The following is an 18,279-nucleotide window of genomic DNA, read 5'->3' on the forward strand; positions in this document are numbered from 1 at the left end:
AGCGCAAGCATGACGGAACTGGAAAACAAACCCGAATTCGCGCAGCAGGCGCAGAAGTTCATGCAGGCGCTGCCTTATGCGATGGCATTGGGGATGGAAATCGAGGAACTGGCGGGCGGGGTTGCGGTGGTCACCATGCCCTGGGCCGAGCATCTGGTGGGCGATCCGCGCACGGGCGTGATCCATGGTGGCGTCGTCTCGGCGCTGATGGATACCTGCTGCGGGGCGGCGGTCCTGTCTCATCCGCTGGTGCAGTCGGGCACCGCGACGCTGGATCTGCGAATCGACTATATGCGCGCGGCCAAACCGGGTCAGCGATTGCGGGCGCGTGCGGAATGTTATCATCTGACACGCTCGGTCGCCTTTGTGCGCGCGGTGACGACCGACGAAGATGCAGACAATCCCGTGGCCAGCGCAACCGGCGCTTTTACAATCGAGAAACCCGCCAATGGCTGATCGCAATGAACCGCTAGAGCAGATCAAGGCACGCCGCGATGCCGCGTTGCAGGCCCTGGTCGTGGGCGTGCCGTTCATCCGCTGGCTTGGCATCTCGTTTGACCGGCGCGGCAATGAACTGACGGCTGTGCTGCCGTTTTCGCCCAAGCTGATCGGCAACCCGATTCTGCCGGCGCTGCACGGCGGCGCCACGGCGGCCTTTCTGGAAATCACCGCAATCATCGAACTTTCATGGACCGCCTCATGGGCGGATTTCGAGGCGGGCCGGATCGTGCCCGACCCCGAAGACCCCACCAGCATGCCACGGCTGCCCAAGACGGTGGATTTCACCGTCGACTATCTGCGTTCCGGCCTGCCGCGCGATGCCTATGCGCGGGCACGCGTCGTGCGGTCGGGGCGGCGCTATTCCAGCGTGCAGGTCGAGGCGTGGCAGGATGACCGCATGCGTCCCTTTGCGCAGGCGACCGGGCATTTCGTGATGCCGCAAGATGGCTGAAACCGGTCCGGCGTCGTCGGCGGAGATCGCACCGCTGACCCATCGCCGGGTGCTGGCCATCGCGCTGCCCATCGTTCTGGCCAATGCAACGATCCCATTGCTGGGGCTGGTCGATACCGGCGTTGTCGGACAAATGGGCGAGGCTGCACCCATCGGTGCGGTTGGTATCGGCGCTGTGATCCTGACCTCGATCTATTGGGTTTTCGGCTTTTTGCGCATGGGAACGTCGGGGCTGGTGGCGCAAAGCCATGGCGCCGGCGACACGCCCGAGGTCGGCGCGCATCTGTTGCGGGCGCTGGCCATCGCGGCGGCTGCGGGGCTGTTCTTTATCCTCTTTCAACTGCCGCTGTTCTGGGCGGCGTTCAAGCTGGCCCCGACCACGCCCGAGGTCGAGGGGCTCGCCCGCGACTATCTGGCGATCCGCATCTGGGGGGCGCCGGCGACCATTGCCCTTTATGCGATCACAGGCTGGCTGATCGCCGTTGAAAGGACACGCGCGGTTCTGGTGCTGCAACTGCTGCAGAACGGGCTGAATGTGGGTCTGGATGTCTGGTTCGTGCTGGGATTGGGGCTGGGCGTGCCGGGCGTGGCCTGGGCCACGCTGATCGCGGAATGGGCCGGGGTCGCCTTTGGCCTGTGGCTGGCGCGTGATGTGCTGCGGGCAGCCATCGTGGCGGCAGGCAGCGCCGCCACGCTGTTTGCGCGCGACAAGGTGAACCGGCTGGCGCGGGTGAACGGCGATATCATGATCCGCTCGGTCGTGCTGCAGGCCAGTTTCACCAGTTTCATGTTCCTGGCGGCGGGATACGGCGATGTGACGCTGGCCGCCAACCAGGTCCTGATCCAGTTTCTCAGCATCACCGCCTTTGCGCTGGATGGCTTTGCCTTTGCCGCTGAAAGCCTGGTCGGTCAGGCCGTAGGTGCGCATCGGCCCGGAAGGGTGCGCAGGGCCTCTGTCCTGACCTCGCAATGGGGTGTTGCCGGCGCGGCGGTTCTGGGGCTGGTTTTTCTGCTGGCCGGACCCTCGATCATCGACCTGCTGACCACCTCGCCCGAGGTGCGCGCCGAGGCACGGATCTATCTGCCGTGGCTGGTGATCGCGCCGCTGATCGGGATCGCCAGCTGGATGCTGGACGGGATCTTCATCGGCGCCACGCTGACCCGCGAGATGCGCATCGCCATGCTGCAATCGGTCGCCGTCTATCTGGTGGCGCTGCTGATCCTGCCGCCTGCTTTCGGCAATCACGGTCTCTGGGCGGCGCTGATGGTGCTGAACCTGACCCGCGGCCTGACCATGGCGCGGCGTTATCCAAGGGCCGAGGCTGTGGCGGCCTGATCTTATCGCAGCCCTCAAATGATCGCCGCAATGCCTGCGATGCCGGCCCGGTGATCCTCTGCCTCACCTGAACAGCAACAGGGGACCCAGAGGCCCCCTGCAGTATCTTCGGAAGGGAAAAAGGCGGCTTAGCGCGCTTCGTCGATGATCTGGCGTTTCGCCTCGATCATCATTTCTTCCATCTTGGCGCGGATCGTTGCCTCGGCAGCCTTGCCTTCGAGGTCGCCGGCCAGCTTGCGATAGACATCCTCGTCGCCCGGCTCTTCGAAATCCGAGGTGACAACGGTCATCGCATAGGTCCGGGCTTCTTCGCCGGATTTGCCCAGCAATTCCGCCGCCCATTCGCCCAGCAGGCGGTTGCGGCGCGCCTCGGCCTTGAAGCGCAGCTCGGCATCGAGTGCGAACTTGGTCTCATAGGAACGTTCGCGGTCGTCAAAGGTGGTCATCGTGGCCTCCTGTGGAAAGTTGGCATTGATATGCCCATTGCTGCGCCCTGCCGCAACCCTTATTGCCCCGGACCCCGGCAATGCCCTATAGCGCATGGCAGGGGCGATACGCGAAAGGACAGGTGACGCATGGCACCGCGGCGCAAGAAGATCTATGAGGGCAAAGCCAAGATCCTTTACGAAGGCACCGAGCCCGGCACCCTTATCCAGTATTTCAAGGATGACGCCACCGCCTTCAACGCGCAGAAGAAAGCCGTGATCGAAGGCAAGGGAGTGCTGAACAACCGGCTGTCCGAATTCTTCATGAACGGGCTGACCAATATCGGCGTGCCCAATCATTTTATTCGCCGCATCAATATGCGCGAACAATTGATCCGCCAGGTCGAGATCATTCCGCTGGAAGTGATCGTCCGAAACTTCGCCGCCGGTTCGCTGTCCAAGCGTCTGGGACTGGAAGAGGGCACCGCCCTGCCGCGCCCGATCGTCGAATACAGTTTCAAGAATGACGAACTGGGCGATCCGATGGTCAGCGAGGAATATATCGTGGCCTTCGGTTGGGCCACGCAGCAGGATCTGGACGATATCGTGTCGCTTGCGCTGCGGGTGAACGATTTCCTGTCGGGCGTATTCTTCGGCGCCGGGATCAAGCTGGTCGATTTCAAGATCGAGATCGGCCGCGTCTGGGATGGCGATTTCATGCGCCTGATCGTGGCCGACGAAATCAGCCCCGACAGTTGCAGGCTGTGGGATGTGAAAACCGGCCAAAAGCTGGACAAGGACGTGTTCCGCCGCGATCTGGGCGATCTGACCGATGCCTATACCGAGGTCGCCCGCCGTCTGGGCCTGATGCCGACCAATACCGCCAATCTGACCAAGCCGACGCTGATCAACTAAAAGGACTGCCGCCGATGAAAGCCCGTGTCACCATCATGTTGAAAGACGGCGTTCTTGATCCCCAGGGCGAGGCGATCCGCCACGCTTTGGCGGGTCTTGGCCACAAGGGCGTCGGCGGCGTCCGCCAGGGCAAGGTGATCGAACTGGACCTGGGCGAGGGCGACAAGGCCGCCGCCGAGGCCGAAGTCACCCGCATGTGCGAAGGGCTTTTGGCCAATACGGTGATCGAAAAATACAGCATCGAGATTATTTGACGGGCAGAAAGGGCGAATTGTCTCTACACGATGACGCCGCGTCGGCATTGTGACCGTTGCAATTGGCAAAATAATGCCGCCCTATGCCCGGACGATGCAGACGAACGAAGCGACAGATTCCGCGCCGGTTATTCAGATCCGGGACCTTCACAAGGCCTATGGCACGTTGGAGGTGCTGAAGGGTATTTCCCTTGAGGCGCCACGTGGGCATGTGCTCAGCCTGATCGGCAGTTCGGGGTCGGGTAAATCCACCCTGCTGCGATGCTGTAATCTTTTGGAAAACAGCCAGCAGGGCGAAATCCTGTTCAATGGCGAGGCCGTGCGCTGGAAGGGTCAGGGCCTGTCCCGCCATCCCGCCGACCGCGCCCAGGTGACGCGGTTTCGCACCAACCTGTCAATGGTGTTCCAGCAGTTCAACCTCTGGGCCCATATGACCATCCTGCAAAACGTGATGGAGGCGCCGCTGACCGTGCTGGGCGAAAGCCCGGCCGAGGTCGAACCACGCGCGCGCGCCTTGCTGGAAAAGGTCGGTATTGGCGACAAGGCTGATAACTGGCCCGCCCAGCTATCTGGTGGCCAGCAGCAGCGGGCCGCCATTGCGCGGGCCCTGTGCATGCAGCCCACCGCGCTGCTGTTTGACGAACCGACCAGCGCGCTGGACCCGGAATTGCAGCAGGAGGTGGTCAAGGTGATCAAGGATCTGGCGGGTGAACACCGCACCATGATCATCGTGACCCATGACATGCGCCTTGCCGCGGATGTCAGCGACCACGTCGTGTTCCTGCATCAGGGCCTGATCTGTGAAGAAGGCCCGCCAGACCAACTGTTTGGCGCACCAAAGACGGAACGTCTGCGCCAGTTCCTCAGCGCCACCATGGCGACCTGAGATTTTACCAACAGGAGAAAGAAAAAATGAAAAAACTTATGCTTGCAGTCGCCACACTGACCCTGGCCACAACTGGGGCAATGGCGCAAGACACGGTTCGCATGGGCACCGAGGGCGCCTATCCTCCGTATAACTTCGTCAATGACAGCACCGGTGAGGTTGACGGCTTTGAGCGCGATCTGGGCGACGAGTTGTGTGCCCGCGCCGAACTGTCCTGCACCTGGGTCAAGAATGACTGGGATTCGATCATTCCGAACCTGGTGTCGTCGAACTATGACACGATCATGGCCGGCATGAACATCAACGAGGAACGCAAAGAAGTCATCGATTTCACCCAGCCCTACACGCCGGCCATGCCGTCGGCATATGTCGCGCTGGCCGCGGATGCCGATATCGAAGGCGGTGTCGTGGCCGCCCAGACCAGCACCATTCAGGCGGGCCATGTCGCTGAATCCGGTGCCACGCTGCTGGAATACGCGACCCCCGACGAAACCGTCGCCGCCGTCCGTAACGGCGAGGCCGATGCCGTCTTCGCCGACAAGGACTATCTCGTGCCGCTGGTCGAACAGTCGGGCGGAGAACTGGTCTGGGTCGATGGCTTTGACACAGTGCCTTTGGGCGAAGGGATCGGCATGGGCCTGCGCCAGTCGGATGCCGAGCTGAAGGAAAAGTTCGACACAGCGATCACCTCGATGAAGGAAGATGGCAGCCTGAACGAGCTGATCAAGAAATGGTTCGGCGAAGAGGCCATGCTTTTCGAATGATCTGAAACTGCCGCCGCTGCCCTCTGGGTGGCGGCGGCCAGCAGGTTTGCAGCATGTTTGCCTATTGCGCCGATCCATCCACGCTTGAGGGCTTGCCCTGGCTGATGTGCTATCTCACATCGGGCACCCATCTGCTGTTTTACAGCAGTTTCGGGACGGTGCTGCTGTTGCTGGCGATCACGGCGCCGATTGCGCTGTTGTTCGGATTTGCGGGGGCGATTGCCTCGCGCTCGGGCTTTGCGCCGCTGCGTTGGCTTGGCAAGCTTTACACCTCGATGGTGCGCGGCGTGCCCGATATCATCTTTTTCCTCTTTGTGCCCATCGCGCTGGATCAGGGTCTGGAATGGCTGCGCCACCAGATCAAATGCGACAGTGGCCAGCCGGTTTGGCAGGGCAACGATTTCGTCGTCTGCGCGGCAGCCAAGCTGCCGCTGTCGACCAGCCCGCAATGGGTGCATCAAAGCTATGGCTTTGCCACGGCGGTCGTGGCCTTTGCCGTCGTGTTTGGCGCCTTTGCGGCCAATGTCCTGTATGGCGCGATGCAGGCGGTGCCGCGCGCGCAACTGGAAACGGCCGAAGCCTACGGCATGTCGCAGCGTCAGGTGACGCGCCGGGTGCTGATCCCGCAGATGTGGGCCTATGCGATCCCGGGCCTGTCGAACCTCTGGATGATCCTGATCAAGGCGACGCCGCTGCTGTTTTTGCTGGGGGTCGAGGATATCGTCTATTGGGCGCGCGAATTGGGCGGCACCAAGACAAACGCCTTCACATATCCGCATCCTGACTGGCGGCTTTATTATTTCCTGGCGATCCTGGTCTTTTATCTGCTGATGACCTGGGGCTCGGAACGGATCATCGGGCGTTTGACGCGCCGGCTGTCACAGGGTCAGGCCACACTGGCCGGTGAGACGATGCGAAAGGCCAATGGGTGAGCTGTTCTCAGACCTTTTCGGATTACGCCCTGCGCGCCATCGGTATCGGCGAACGCCTGCTGCCGCGCAGCGATTTTGATCTGTGCCAGCAATTCGTCCTGATCGGCTCGGGTCTGATCTGGAACCTGTATTTCGGCATCTTCGCGCTGCTGATCGGCTTTTTTCTGGCAAATGCAGTGGCACTGGCCAAGGCCAGCGCGAATCCGTGGCTGCGTAAACCGGCGAATGGCTTCATCTTCCTGTTCCGCGGCAGCCCGCTGTTCATCCAGTTCTTTCTGGCCTACGAGACGCTGGTTCTGCTGCCCCGTGCGGGGATCGAGATCTTTGGCTTTACCGTTGCGACCAGTTGGCTGACCAAGGCCTGGGCAGGTGCGCTGATCGTGCTGGTCCTGAATACGACGGCTTATTCCGCGCAGATCTTTTACGGCGCGCTGCAATCCGTGCCCAAGGGCGACCTCGAGGCTGCGGATGCCTACGGCATGACCGGGTGGAAGCGGTTTCGCCATATCGTCTGGCCCACGATGATGCGGCTTGCCTGGCCGTCCTATACCAACGAGGCGATCTTTCTGTTCCACGCCACGACGCTGGTGTTCTTTTCCAGCTTTCCCGCGTTCCAGCAGCAGGGCGACAGCCTTTATTATGCCAGCTATTTCGCCGACAAGACCTTTAACCCCTTTGTGGCCTATCCGATCGCGGCGGCCTACTTCATCCTGCTGACGCTGCTGCTGATCACCCTGTTCGGACTGGCCAACCGGCGCCTGAACCGGCATCTTCCCGGCGCGACCAAGCGGACGAAATACCGCCCGCAAGTGATGCGCTAGATCCGACGAAACAAGCAAACACGGTCCCGCAGGGAGAAGGCGAATGCGAATGCAAAAGCGATGGATCGTGGCGGCGGCATGGCTCTGTGCCAACGCCTCGGGACCCGGGGCAGGGGCGGCGATGGCCGAGGATGTGACACTGTTGGCGGCCGGTAGCCTCAAATCCGCCCTGTCGCAGATCGCCACCGAATTTCATGACGCCACCGGGATCACCGTGGCGACCGATTTCGGGCCATCCGGGTTGATGCGCGAACGCATCGAGGCAGGCGGGACTGCCCACGTTTTCGCGTCGGCCAACATGACCCATCCGCAGCGTCTGGAACAGGACGGGCGCGGCGGTCCGGTTGTCATGTTCGCCCGCAACCGGCTGTGCGCGCTGGCCCGGCCCGGCCTGCAGGTGACGCCCGAGACGCTGCAGGATGTGATGATGGATGACGCGGTAAGGCTGGGGACATCGACACCGCAGGCCGATCCGTCCGGTGACTATGCATTCGCGTTGTTCGACAAGACCGCCCATGCCGATGCGTTGAAGGCCAAGGCGTTGCAACTGACCGGCGGGCCCGACAGCCCCGCACCGCCCGAGGGGCGCAATGCCTATGCCTGGGTGCTGGACAGCGATCAGGCCGACCTTTTTCTGACCTATTGCACCAATGCCGTCCTGGCCAAGGCCGAGCTTGCCGACCTGCAAATCATCCAGATCCCGCCTGACCTGTCCGTCGGGGCCGATTACGGTCTGATCGTCATGCAGGATGCGCCGGTCGCGGCATGGCAATTGGCCATGTATGCCCTTTCGCCCGCCGGTCAGAACGTGTTCAAGGAACACGGCTTTGACACTGTGGCGCTGCCGCAGGAATAGGATCGAAAGATGGAATGGCTGAGAGAACACCCCGAGGTTAAGACGATCCGCATCGCGGCCGCCGATCTGAACGGCGTGGCACGCGGCAAACGTCTGCCGGCGCGGTTTGCCGACAAGGTGATGACCGAGGGAACCAAGTTTCCCTATTCGGTGCTCAATCTGGATATCTGGGGCGAGGATATCGAGGACAGCCCGCTGGTCTTCGAAAGCGGTGATCCCGATGGCATGCTGATGCCGACCGAGCGTGGCTTTCTGCCGATGCCATGGCTGGATGCGCCGACCGCGCTGCTGCCCCTGTGGATGTTCCACCCCGATGGCCGCCCCTATGAAGGCGATCCGCGTCAGGCGCTGGCCCGCGTGGTCGAACGCTATGACGCCGCCGGTCTGGTGCCCGTTGTCGCGACCGAGCTGGAGTTCTTTCTGATCGACGATTCGGGTCGCACCCTGCGCGTGCCGCCCAGCCCGCGTTCCGGCAAGCGCCGCACGGGGGGCGAGGTGCTCAGCTTGCGCGCGCTGGATGCGTTCGACCAGTTCTTCACCTCGCTTTATGACGCCTGCGAGTCGATGGATATCCCTGCCGACACTGCCATTTCCGAGGCGGGGCCGGGCCAGTTCGAGATCAACCTGATGCATCAGGCTGATCCGCTGAAGGCCGCCGATGACACCTGGATGTTCAAGAATATGGTCAAGGGCGTGGCGCGCCAATACGGCTTTGCCGCCAGCTTCATGGCCAAACCCTATGAGGCATGGTCGGGCAACGGCATGCATATGCATTTCTCGATCCTGACCAAGGACGGCACCAATATTTTCGACAATGGCGGGGACGAGGGCACCGCCGCCCTGCGCCATGCCGTTGCCGGTTGCCTGCGCGCCATGCCGGGGTCTACCCTGCTGTTTGCACCGCATGAGAACAGCTATGACCGGCTGGTGCCCAATGCCCATGCGCCCACCGGGATTGGCTGGGCCTATGAAAACCGCACCGCTGCAATCCGCATCCCGTCATCCGGCCCCAAGGCGCGGCGGATCGAACATCGCGTGGCCGGTGGCGACGTGAACCCCTATCTGACGGTCGCCGCAATTCTTGGCGCCGCGCTGAACGGGTTGGAAGACAAGCTGGAACCGCCCGCGCCGTTCAAGGGCAATGCCTATGACAAGCAGTTGGCGCAATTGCCCGGCGACTGGCAGCAGGCCATCGACGCCTTTGCCGAATGCCCTGACATCAAGCGGATTTTTCCCGCTCATCTGGTCGAGAACTACCTGATGACCAAGCGGCAGGAGCTGCACTACATGGCCGAATTGTCGGACGAGGAAACGGTGGAACTGTATCTGGAAACCGTCTGATTTCTCGGGCCAGACATAGGGTGCGGTAACGTGGATTCCTCAGCCACGAGACGCCCGGTGGGCATCGGCGATGATCGTCAAGCCGTGCGTAATGCGCAAAAATGCAGGCGCCGGACTGCCGCCCTGCAAGGCAGCCCCGCGCCGCGCCGTCAGCCCTATTGCGTGATGGCGACAAAATTCTCGATCATGTCACCGAACCTGTCCGGATCGCGGTAAGGGCCATCATGATTGACGCCCTGCATCTCGACGATGATGGCGTTGGACAGGCAGCGCGCGGCTGTTTCTGACATCATGGCGTCATAATCCAGCGTGTTGGTGCCCCGCACGATCATGCTCGGGCCATCAATACCAGAGAGGTCTTCGCAGCTTGCAATATCGCCAGGCTCGGCGCTGACGAACGGGGGGATCGTTCGGCTGTTTTCGCGCCAGACCGCCTGCCATTCGGCCGGTTCTTGCGCCGCACCCCCTTGCGGCAGATCAAAAACCCCGTCGATGAAACCAAGCGCCGCGTCTTCGGGACGGCCGTCTTCGAGCGCTACGAAGGCCGGACCCAAACGGTCGTATAGCATTTGGGTCGACTCGTCCGCGCCGGGCAATCCGTCGATCAGGCCCCTGATATCCGGCTCGTAGAATATCAGCGCGTGGAACAGCTCAGGTCGCGCCACGGCGGCGCGCGCGGCCACGTCACCACCATAGGACCATGACACCAGGCTGACCGGACCCGTATCCAGCGTCTCGATCAGGGAAATCAGGTCAGCTGCATGGGCATCGGCCGAAAAGCCCGCGCCGTCATCCGGCCAGTCGCCAAGGCCGAAATACCGCTGGTCATAGGCAAGAAATCGGTTCGAACGGGCGATCCGCTCTCGGTAGGGCGCCCAGACCCTGTGGTCTGAAATTGCACCATGGACGAAAAGGACGGCCGGTCCCTCGCCGTCGCTGACCATGGTCAGATCGGCGCCATTGATGCTGATCGTTTCTGCCGAGGTTGCAAAAGCCAAGGGCCAGACGGCGCATGCGATCACGGCTGCGGCGAGTGGATTTGTCATGGTGATATCTCCGTCCTTTCCGGTGTCCGGCCAATTATCCCACCGCTGTGATATGATGCCTATGGGCCGATCGACCGTTTTAGGTTCGGAATCCCGCATGATCTTGGGAAAGGATCTGACATGCGGACATATGTGTCTGATCGCAGCAGACCGCGGGACCTGTCGCGCAAGGAACTGTGCAGTCTGGATTGTGTGGCGCGCGGGATGACCGCTGACGAGGGCGCAGTGCTGCTGGGGATCGGTCGCTCGACCTTTGCCAAACATCTGGCCAATGCCCGCGCCAAGCTGCAGGTCTCTCGCACCGTCGAGGCGGTCGCGCTTTGCACGGCGCGCGGACTGATCGGTGCGGGCGCGTCCGTCGATCCGATCGGCCCGGAGCGGGGCAAGGACGCTGTCCGGGCGATTGAAGACCTTGAATGCGACCTGCAGTCCTGCCTGAGCTTTCGTCAGGCATGGACGGTGATGACCCGTCACACAGGTCGTCTGGGTGTTGCCTCTGTGCATTTCGCCGTGTTGGCCGAACCGCGTGGCCAGTTCACAAATGGGGGCCGCATGGTGTCGATGTCGCTTCCGTCGGAACTGGCACGTCTTTATGCGTCTGCGGGCGGTATCAATGCGGACCCGTTCGCCGCCTGGGTCGCCCGGCAAGGTGGCGCCATGATCCTGACATTGGACCGGGTTCCGCCCGGGTTTCGGTCTGGCTTCTCGCCAGCGATGCGCAGGTTTGCCACCGCCATGCCGGATCACGGCTACCGGATTGCCTATGGCACCGCGCTGCGCGACCCGTGGACGGGGGCGGGCTTTGCCATGCCCTTTGGCGTTCGCAGTCAGGCGGGGAAGGATATGCAGCGGCACACCGCACATTTCATGGGTCTGCAGCGCGCCCTGAGCCAAACCTTCTGGACCTTTCTGCAGGACCGTTCGCTTTTGGCCGATCTTGTGCCGCTGAGCCCGCGAACGCGAGCGGCGTTGCAGGATGCCGCGCGCGGCCTGAATGCGACCGAAAGTGCCGAACGGATGGGCATTTCGCGCCGTTCGGTTGAGATGCTGCTTGCGAAAGGGAGTGACGTGTTTGCTGCGCCAACCACTTCCGCAGCGATATACCGGGCCTGCGTATATCGCGCCTTGACCTGGATCGAACCGCGCTCGCCGACGATGCCTTTACCTGTGCGAAAGCCGCGCGCGGGCTAGTCAGCCGACACAAAATCAAGCCCGATATCCAGCGTCGGCGCGCTATGGGTGATCCAGCCGACGGCCAGCAGATCGACGCCAGAGGACGCAATTGCGGCGGCGGTGTCAGGCGTGATGTTGCCCGAGGCTTCGGTCACCGCGCGGCCTGCGACGATGGCGACCGCCCGGCGCAGGGTTTCAACCGTCATATTGTCCAGCAGCACCACATCGGCGCCTGCCTCCATGGCGTCGCGCAACTGCGCCAGCGTGTCGACTTCGACCTCAATCTTGACCATATGACCGACGCCGGCGCGCGCGTGTTCGATGGCCCTGCGGGTGCTGCCGGCAATGGCAATGTGGTTGTCCTTTATCAGCACCGCATCGGCCAGCGAGAACCGGTGGTTCCGCCCACCGCCCGCGCGCACGGCGTATTTTTCCAGCGCGCGCAGGCCGGGCGTCGTTTTGCGGGTGCAGGTCACCGAGGCGCCGCTGTCACGGATCGCATCCGCGATGCGGGCGGTCACGGTGGCGATGCCCGACAGGTGGCCGAGGATGTTCAGCGCCGTGCGTTCGGCGCTTAGCAGGCTGCGCGAGGGGCCGGTGATGGTGGCGATGCGCGTGCCGGGACTGACCCGGTCACCGTCATTTACATGGGCTGTAAACGCGCAGCCCGGATCGGTCAGTTCAAAGGCCAGCCGGGCAGCGTCCAGCCCCGCGATCACACCGTCATGGCGTGCAGTCGCGGTCACGGTAGAGCGATGATCCGCGGGGATCACGGCGGTCGAGGTCAGGTCACCCGCGAGGCCCAGATCCTCGACCAGCGCGGCGCGGATCACGGGTTCGATCATCAGGCGGGGCAGGGGGGCAAGATCCATGTCAGGCGCTCCGGATAAGGGCGGTTTCGGGGGCGATCAGGTCGTGCGCCAGACCCAGGATCTGCGGCAGGGTGAATTGCTGGCGGCTGCTGGCGGACAGGGTGGCCGGGCAATCAGTGCGCGCATGGGCGCCGCGCGATTCCTGCCTCAGCCGGGCGAAGACGGCGACCGACAGGGCAACCAGCGCCGGATCGGCGGCGGGGCTGTCAGACTGGGCCAATGGCAGCAGGGCCTCGATCGCGGCGTCCAGCCCTTTTGCGTCGCGCAGCACGCCAAGGTGGCGCGAGACCAGCGCGCGGACAGGTGCCGGATCGGCGGCCGCGATGGATTGCGCGATCTGGGGCAAGGGCTGCGCTGCGCCCTGATCGCGGATGTCGCGGGCTGCGGCCATGCCCATGGCGCCGGCCTCTAGCAGCGAATTGCTGGCCAGCCGATTGGCACCGTGCAACCCGGTCGAGGCGCATTCCCCGACCGCCCACAGGCCCGGTACGCTGCTGCGTCCTCGCGCGTCGGTCAGAACGCCGCCCATGTGATAATGCACCGCCGGGCAGACCGGGATCAGATCGCGGGCCGGGTCGATGCCCGCATCGGCGCACAGCCCCGCAATACCGGGAAACCGTGTGGCAAAGCGGTCGCCAAGCGCCGTCCGCGCATCCAGAAAGACCCGCCGCCCGGCCGTGATCTGGGCGTGTATCGCGCGCGCCACCACATCGCGTGGGGCCAGTTCAGCGCCCGGAATGTCAGCCATGAAACGCTGGCCAAGATCGTTCAGCAGGATCGCACCTTCGCCGCGCACGGCCTCGCTGATCAGCGACAGCGGCTGTCGGGCGGTGGCCAGCGCCGTGGGGTGGAATTGCACGAATTCCATATCGGCAAGCGCGGCACCGGCGCGAGCAGCCATGGCAAGACCAGCGCCGTAATTGTCGCTCGGGTTGGTTGTCGCCTCATATAGCCCGCCGATCCCGCCGGTCGCCAGCACCACGCATGCGGCGGCAATATGACGCGCGCGGCCATCCTGCAGCACCGTGACGCCGGTGATCCGGCCATCGGCGGAGGTCAGTCTGCGGGCTTCGGCGCCGGTCAGCACCGTGACCGACGGACAGGTGCGCAGGGCCGCAGTCAACGCATCCACCAGCGCAGCGCCGGTGCCGTCGCCGCGTGCGTGCAGGATGCGGCGCCGGGAATGTGCGGCCTCCAGCCCCAGGGCGATGTGGCCGTTTTCGTCGCGGTCGAACGTCATGCCATGGCGGGCCAGCATCGAGATGACCTCGGGGGTCTGGTCCAGAATGGCGGTGGCCATGCCGGTGTCGCAGAGCCCGTCGCCCGCCGCGATCGTATCGGCAAGGTGCAGCGCGGCAGTGTCGTCCGGGCCCACGCTGGCCGCAATGCCGCCCTGCGCCAAGGCGGTAGAACTGCCTTCGCCCAGCCCGTCGCGGGTCAGCAACAACACGGGCCGCGGTGCAAGGGCCAGCGCGGCGCTAAGCCCGGCAATGCCGCTGCCGATGACGATGACCGGAGCATCCGCACCCTGGGCCAGCCTGTTCATACGTCCAGCATCCGCTGCACTGCGCGCCGTGCGGGTTCGACAATCGCGGGGTCGATGGTGACCTCGTGCTGGTTCAGTTCCAGCGCCGCGCGGATGTTCGACAGGCTGATCCGCTTCATATGCGGGCAGAGGTTGCAGGGGCGCACGAACTCTACATCCGGGTGATCGACGGCGACATTGTCGCTCATCGAGCATTCGGTCAGCAGCACCACGCGGGCCGGTTTCTGCTGCCCGACATAGTCGGACATGACGGCGGTCGAGCCGGAAAAATCGGCCTCGGCCACCACATCGGGCGGGCATTCGGGATGGGCAAGAATGGTGACGCCCGGCCAGCTGTCGCGCAATTCGCGCACATCGGCGGCGGTGAACAATTCGTGCACCTCGCAGCGACCGTGCCAGGCGATCAGTTCGACATCGGTTTCCCTGGCGACGTTCTTGGCCAGATATTCGTCGGGCAGCATCAGCACGCGCGGCACACCAAGCGATTCGACCACCTGGCGGGCATTGCCCGAGGTGCAGCAGATATCCGAGGCCGCCTTGACCGCCGCCGAGGTGTTCACATAGGTCACCACCGGCACACCGGGATGCGCCTCGCGCAACAGCGCGATATCGGCGGGGGTGATCGAATCGGCCAGCGAACAGCCTGCCGCAAGATCCGGGATCAGCACGGTCTTGTCCGGGTTCAGCAGCTTGGCCGTCTCGGCCATGAAATGCACGCCGGCCAGCACGATGACATCGGCATCGACCTCGGCGGCCTTGCGCGCCAGCGCCAGACTGTCGCCCACGATATCGGCGACGCCGTGAAAGATCTCGGGCGTCTGGTAGTTATGCGCAAGGATCACCGCATTGCGATCGCGTTTCAGCCGCAGGATGGCGTCGATATCGTCCTCGTACAGCATCCAGTCGGGGGCGGGAATGATCTTGCGCACAGGTTCGTAAAGCGCGAAAGCGAAGCTGTGTGTTCATGGCTGGCTCCTTTATACTCTGAATGAGTATATGATGCAGCCTATTTATACTCGATCTGAGTTTATGTCAATCACGAGAGATCGGCAGGCGCGATCCTGCCAAGGCGCGGGCCTCGACCACCTCGCGCCGATAACGGAACAGCTTGGCCGGCCGGCCCCGCGATTCCTGCGACATTTCTCCGGTCTCCTCGATCAGCGCGTGCTGGTCGATCTGGCGGCGAAAATTCGACTTGTGCAGGCGCAGCCCGGCGATGGCCTCGACCGTTTGCTGCAGATGCAGCAGGGTGAAGCTGTCGGGCATCAGTTCGAACATCACCGGCTGATACTTGATCTTGGCCCGCAGCCGGGCAATGCCGGTGGCCAGAATGCGGCGGTGATCGGCCATCATCGGACGACCAAAACCTTGCGGCTGACCGGATTCTGCGACCAGCCCGGCCTCGTACATCAGTTCATAGCGCTGCAAGACAAGATCTTCGTTCCATTCCGCCCCGTTGGTGCCAAAGGCATATTGCACCCGGCGCAGACGTTCATCGCAAAGCGCGGGCGCGGTGGCTGCCCAATCGTTCAGGCGGGTGACGATCTGGTCCAGCATCCCCGCGCGGCCGTCGCGATAATCTTCCCACGGGAAATAATCGTACCAGTCCTGCCATTCGGCTCGTGCGGTGCCCGCCGACGACTGTTCGTGGACCAGACCCAGATAGCTGATCGAAATCCGGCGCGCGCCCGGGGCGGCGTCCGGCCCGCGGCCATGATCGGCAAAGGTATAAAGCTGCTCGAGATAGCCGACGGGATGATGGGTCTGATCCTCGACCCAGGCCCGCAAACCCGCCTGCAGGCTGTGATGACCGGATTCGAGATTGCCCGAGGGCAGGCTGCCACCCAGTTCGATCGTCATGACCCGAGGACTGCCCGCCGTGACGGCGACAAGCACGGCGATCAATTCAGCTTGGTTGAAACCGGTGGGCAAGCAGGGCTCTCGTTCAATGTATGCTTGTCAGCTATCACGAAACCTGAACGCTTCCAATCCGCTGAGCACAGGCCAAGTGGCGTCTGATCCAGAACGATCGGCATGTCACGGCGTAAACGCACTGACCCAAAGCGAGGGCTGCCCCGGCACTGATGCGACGCCGCCCTCAGGCCCAAGCAGCGATCCACGCGAATCGCCGATGACGGCGAGCGACCCCACCATGCCGTTGGGCGCGGTCCCGATCGGCGCACCCAGCAATGTCAGCTTTTCGCGGGCGGCGCGCACCTTTTCCTCGGGCATCGGTGCGGCCATGGCGAATTGATTATAGGTCTCGGGCGAGTTGGTCAGACCCAGGGGACCGCGTTCGCGCAGCAGCGCGTGCAATTCGTCAAAGCGCCTCAGGTATTTCTGCGCGTTCTCCGGCGTGCGCGAATGAAATGCGCCAGCCGCCGCACGCCAGTCGCCGGTTTCCTGATAAAGATCGCGAACAAATCGCGCGGCATATCGGGCATTGGTCATCGGATCGAACATCGCCGCGACCGAGGGGAAATTCTCGCCATGCCAGCGATAGTTGATCTGAAAGCAGCCGATATCGACATTGGGCCGGCCCAGGGCAACGCGCTCTTCGGCGAATGCAAGGGCGCTGGCCGGCTCGTCGAACCAGGACCCGGCCCCTTCGGCATTCACGCTCCAGGCCCAGGGGCGGACCGCGTCCCCCAACCGCCTGCCGGTTTCTGTCAGGGTCAGTGCGCCCAATATTTCGGGTGGGATGCCAGCCTCTGTCGCTGCCGTCATCGCCGCATATTCGCAGGTTTCCGCCGCGTGCAACGCCTCTGCCGATGGCAGGGCGGCCAACACAGGCCCGGTCAGCAGTCCTGCCAGCCAGCACCACAACACAGCAATGCGAATAAGAAGCGACATGAATCCCCTTGGGGTGAACTCTGTCCTTAAACTAGCTTCCCTGGCTTAATATTTGGTGAGTCCGTGCCCGGATCATGGCGGACTGCTAAAAAGGCAATAAAAGTCAGTTGCATTGCGAACCGCCACGCGCGTAACCTCTGCCTTGCGCAACCAACGAGAAACATAATCAGGGAGAGCGCAGATTGCTGGATAACAGCTTGGACGAAGGTTTCGTCGTCTTTGAGCATGTACAGAAAAGCTATGACGGTGAGATACTTGTCGTCAAAGATTTGAATCTGAATATCGGTCAGGGCGAGTTCCTGACCATGTTGGGGCCATCGGGTTCTGGCAAGACCACCTGCCTGATGATGCTGGCAGGGTTCGAGCAGGCGACCCATGGCGAGATCCGCCTGAACGGCCGCAATATCAACGACGTCCCCCCGCACAAGCGTGGCATCGGCATGGTGTTCCAGAACTATGCGCTGTTTCCGCATATGACGGTGGGCGAGAACCTGTCCTTTCCGCTGGAAGTGCGCGGGATCGGCAAGGCGGAGCGTGAAACCCGGATCAAACGGGCGCTGGACATGGTGCAGATGGGCGCGTTCGCGAATCGCCGCCCGGCGCAATTGTCGGGTGGCCAGCAACAGCGTATCGCGCTGGCCCGTGCACTGGTCTTTGACCCCGAACTGGTCCTGATGGACGAACCGCTTGGCGCGCTGGACAAACAGCTGCGCGAACATATGCAGTTCGAAATCAAGGAACTGCACGAACGCCTTGGAATCACGGTCGTTTACGTCACCCATGATCAGGGCGAGGCGCTGACCATGTCGGACCGGATCGCGGTGTTCAATGACGGCCGCGTCCAGCAGCTTGCTACCCCGTCGCAGCTTTATGAGCAGCCCGAGAACAGCTTTGTCGCGTCCTTCATCGGCGAAAACAACGCGTTGGAAGGGGTGATCGAACAGCTGAACGGCAGTGATGCGGTGGTGCGCCTGCATAGCGGCGAGGCAATCGACGCCACTGCGGTGAACATCACCGAGGTCGGGCAGCCCACCATGGTTTCGATCCGGCCCGAGCGGGTCGAATTCAAGGCCGAACAGATGCCGCCCGGTGCCCATACCGTCGAGGCCGAGGTGATCGACGTGATCTATATGGGTGACATCCTGAGAACGCGGCTGCGTGTTGCGGGCAGCGAGGATTTCGTGATGAAATGCCGCAACACGATCGGACAGACGCGGCTGACGGAAGGCCAGAAGATCCGTATCGGCTGGCACCCGCAGGATGCCCGCGCGCTGGATCCGGTCTGAGGCCCGGTCTGAGGATGGAAC

20 protein-coding genes are annotated in these 18,279 nt (G+C 63.0%); 13 read left to right on the plus strand and 7 right to left on the minus strand.

All coding sequences use genetic code 11. The features are described 5' to 3' along the window. Positions 1-9: 9 nt before the first annotated feature. Genes CUV01_RS12300 through CUV01_RS12310 form a run of 3 tightly spaced genes read left to right on the plus strand, consistent with a single transcriptional unit; the run spans position 10 to position 2,288 of the window. Positions 10-456, plus strand: a complete 447-nt coding sequence (locus CUV01_RS12300) for a PaaI family thioesterase (protein WP_101460735.1) — start codon at positions 10-12, stop codon at positions 454-456. Beyond that, entirely contained in the window at positions 449-952 is a 504-nt protein-coding gene (locus tag CUV01_RS12305) for a PaaI family thioesterase (protein WP_101460736.1), read from the plus strand. Before CUV01_RS12300 ends, CUV01_RS12305 begins: the two co-directional genes overlap by 8 nt. Next, a complete protein-coding gene (locus CUV01_RS12310) occupies positions 945-2,288 on the plus strand; it encodes an MATE family efflux transporter (RefSeq protein ID WP_101460737.1) in 1,344 nt (447 codons plus the stop codon). Before CUV01_RS12305 ends, CUV01_RS12310 begins: the two co-directional genes overlap by 8 nt. Positions 2,289-2,416: 128 nt before the next feature. Here CUV01_RS12310 and CUV01_RS12315 read toward each other — a convergent pair whose 3' ends face one another. Next, positions 2,417-2,734: a DUF1476 domain-containing protein gene (locus CUV01_RS12315; RefSeq protein ID WP_101460738.1), complete on the minus strand. Its 318-nt coding sequence runs from the start codon at positions 2,732-2,734 to the stop codon at positions 2,417-2,419. Between the two features lie 129 nt (positions 2,735-2,863). Here CUV01_RS12315 and purC point away from each other — a divergent pair, with 129 nt between their 5' ends. The 8 genes from purC to CUV01_RS12355 all read left to right on the plus strand — a co-directional run bounded on the left by purC (position 2,864) and on the right by CUV01_RS12355 (position 9,482). Continuing rightward, positions 2,864-3,628 (plus strand): phosphoribosylaminoimidazolesuccinocarboxamide synthase, encoded by a 765-nt coding sequence (purC, locus tag CUV01_RS12320; RefSeq protein WP_101460739.1) that lies wholly within the window; start codon positions 2,864-2,866, stop codon positions 3,626-3,628. A gap of 14 nt (positions 3,629-3,642) precedes the next feature. Further along, positions 3,643-3,882, plus strand: coding sequence for a phosphoribosylformylglycinamidine synthase subunit PurS (purS, locus tag CUV01_RS12325; protein WP_101460740.1), 240 nt, complete (start codon positions 3,643-3,645; stop codon positions 3,880-3,882). 94 nt (positions 3,883-3,976) lie between these two features. Further along, positions 3,977-4,768, plus strand: a complete 792-nt coding sequence (locus tag CUV01_RS12330) for an ABC transporter ATP-binding protein (RefSeq protein WP_101462062.1) — start codon at positions 3,977-3,979, stop codon at positions 4,766-4,768. A gap of 26 nt (positions 4,769-4,794) precedes the next feature. After that, complete coding sequence (locus CUV01_RS12335; protein WP_101460741.1) at positions 4,795-5,532, plus strand: transporter substrate-binding domain-containing protein; 738 nt, start codon at positions 4,795-4,797, stop codon at positions 5,530-5,532. 53 nt (positions 5,533-5,585) lie between these two features. After that, positions 5,586-6,464, plus strand: coding sequence for an ABC transporter permease (locus tag CUV01_RS12340; protein ID WP_101460742.1), 879 nt, complete (start codon positions 5,586-5,588; stop codon positions 6,462-6,464). Then, positions 6,461-7,285 carry an ABC transporter permease gene (locus tag CUV01_RS12345; RefSeq protein ID WP_101460743.1) on the plus strand — a complete coding sequence of 275 codons (825 nt, stop codon included), beginning with the start codon at positions 6,461-6,463 and terminating at the stop codon, positions 7,283-7,285. Before CUV01_RS12340 ends, CUV01_RS12345 begins: the two co-directional genes overlap by 4 nt. 49 nt (positions 7,286-7,334) lie before the next feature. Beyond that, positions 7,335-8,141, plus strand: coding sequence for a molybdate ABC transporter substrate-binding protein (locus tag CUV01_RS12350; protein ID WP_101460744.1), 807 nt, complete (start codon positions 7,335-7,337; stop codon positions 8,139-8,141). A gap of 9 nt (positions 8,142-8,150) precedes the next feature. Next, entirely contained in the window at positions 8,151-9,482 is a 1,332-nt protein-coding gene (locus CUV01_RS12355) for a glutamine synthetase family protein (RefSeq protein WP_101460745.1), read from the plus strand. 155 nt (positions 9,483-9,637) lie between these two features. Here CUV01_RS12355 and CUV01_RS19660 read toward each other — a convergent pair whose 3' ends face one another. Then, the gene (locus CUV01_RS19660) at positions 9,638-10,528 is read right to left on the minus strand and encodes an alpha/beta fold hydrolase (RefSeq protein WP_157994850.1); all 891 of its coding nucleotides are present in this window, start codon (positions 10,526-10,528) and stop codon (positions 9,638-9,640) included. A gap of 120 nt (positions 10,529-10,648) precedes the next feature. Here CUV01_RS19660 and CUV01_RS19665 point away from each other — a divergent pair, with 120 nt between their 5' ends. Further along, on the plus strand, positions 10,649-11,719 hold the full coding sequence (locus CUV01_RS19665) for an autoinducer binding domain-containing protein (RefSeq protein WP_157994851.1): 1,071 nt from the start codon (positions 10,649-10,651) through the stop codon (positions 11,717-11,719). Here CUV01_RS19665 and nadC read toward each other — a convergent pair. The 5 genes from nadC to CUV01_RS12390 all read right to left on the minus strand — a co-directional run bounded on the left by nadC (position 11,716) and on the right by CUV01_RS12390 (position 16,972). After that, positions 11,716-12,573: a carboxylating nicotinate-nucleotide diphosphorylase gene (nadC, locus tag CUV01_RS12370; RefSeq protein WP_101460748.1), complete on the minus strand. Its 858-nt coding sequence runs from the start codon at positions 12,571-12,573 to the stop codon at positions 11,716-11,718. The genes CUV01_RS19665 and nadC overlap by 4 nt on opposite strands. 1 nt (position 12,574) lies before the next feature. Then, entirely contained in the window at positions 12,575-14,119 is a 1,545-nt protein-coding gene (locus CUV01_RS12375; protein ID WP_101460749.1) for an L-aspartate oxidase, read from the minus strand. After that, positions 14,116-15,048 carry a quinolinate synthase NadA gene (nadA, locus tag CUV01_RS12380; RefSeq protein ID WP_232962214.1) on the minus strand — a complete coding sequence of 311 codons (933 nt, stop codon included), beginning with the start codon at positions 15,046-15,048 and terminating at the stop codon, positions 14,116-14,118. Before nadA ends, CUV01_RS12375 begins: the two co-directional genes overlap by 4 nt. Before the next feature lie 103 nt (positions 15,049-15,151). Beyond that, positions 15,152-15,979, minus strand: a complete 828-nt coding sequence (locus CUV01_RS12385) for an NUDIX hydrolase (protein ID WP_232962216.1) — start codon at positions 15,977-15,979, stop codon at positions 15,152-15,154. Positions 15,980-16,156: 177 nt separating this feature from the next. Beyond that, positions 16,157-16,972: a lysozyme family protein gene (locus CUV01_RS12390; protein ID WP_101460751.1), complete on the minus strand. Its 816-nt coding sequence runs from the start codon at positions 16,970-16,972 to the stop codon at positions 16,157-16,159. A gap of 182 nt (positions 16,973-17,154) precedes the next feature. Here CUV01_RS12390 and CUV01_RS12395 point away from each other — a divergent pair, with 182 nt between their 5' ends. Continuing rightward, positions 17,155-18,258, plus strand: a complete 1,104-nt coding sequence (locus CUV01_RS12395) for an ABC transporter ATP-binding protein (RefSeq protein WP_101460752.1) — start codon at positions 17,155-17,157, stop codon at positions 18,256-18,258. The last annotated feature ends 21 nt before the right edge of the window (positions 18,259-18,279 follow it).

This window comes from Paracoccus tegillarcae, from assembly GCF_002847305.1.
GTDB classification, from domain to species: domain Bacteria; phylum Pseudomonadota; class Alphaproteobacteria; order Rhodobacterales; family Rhodobacteraceae; genus Paracoccus; species Paracoccus tegillarcae.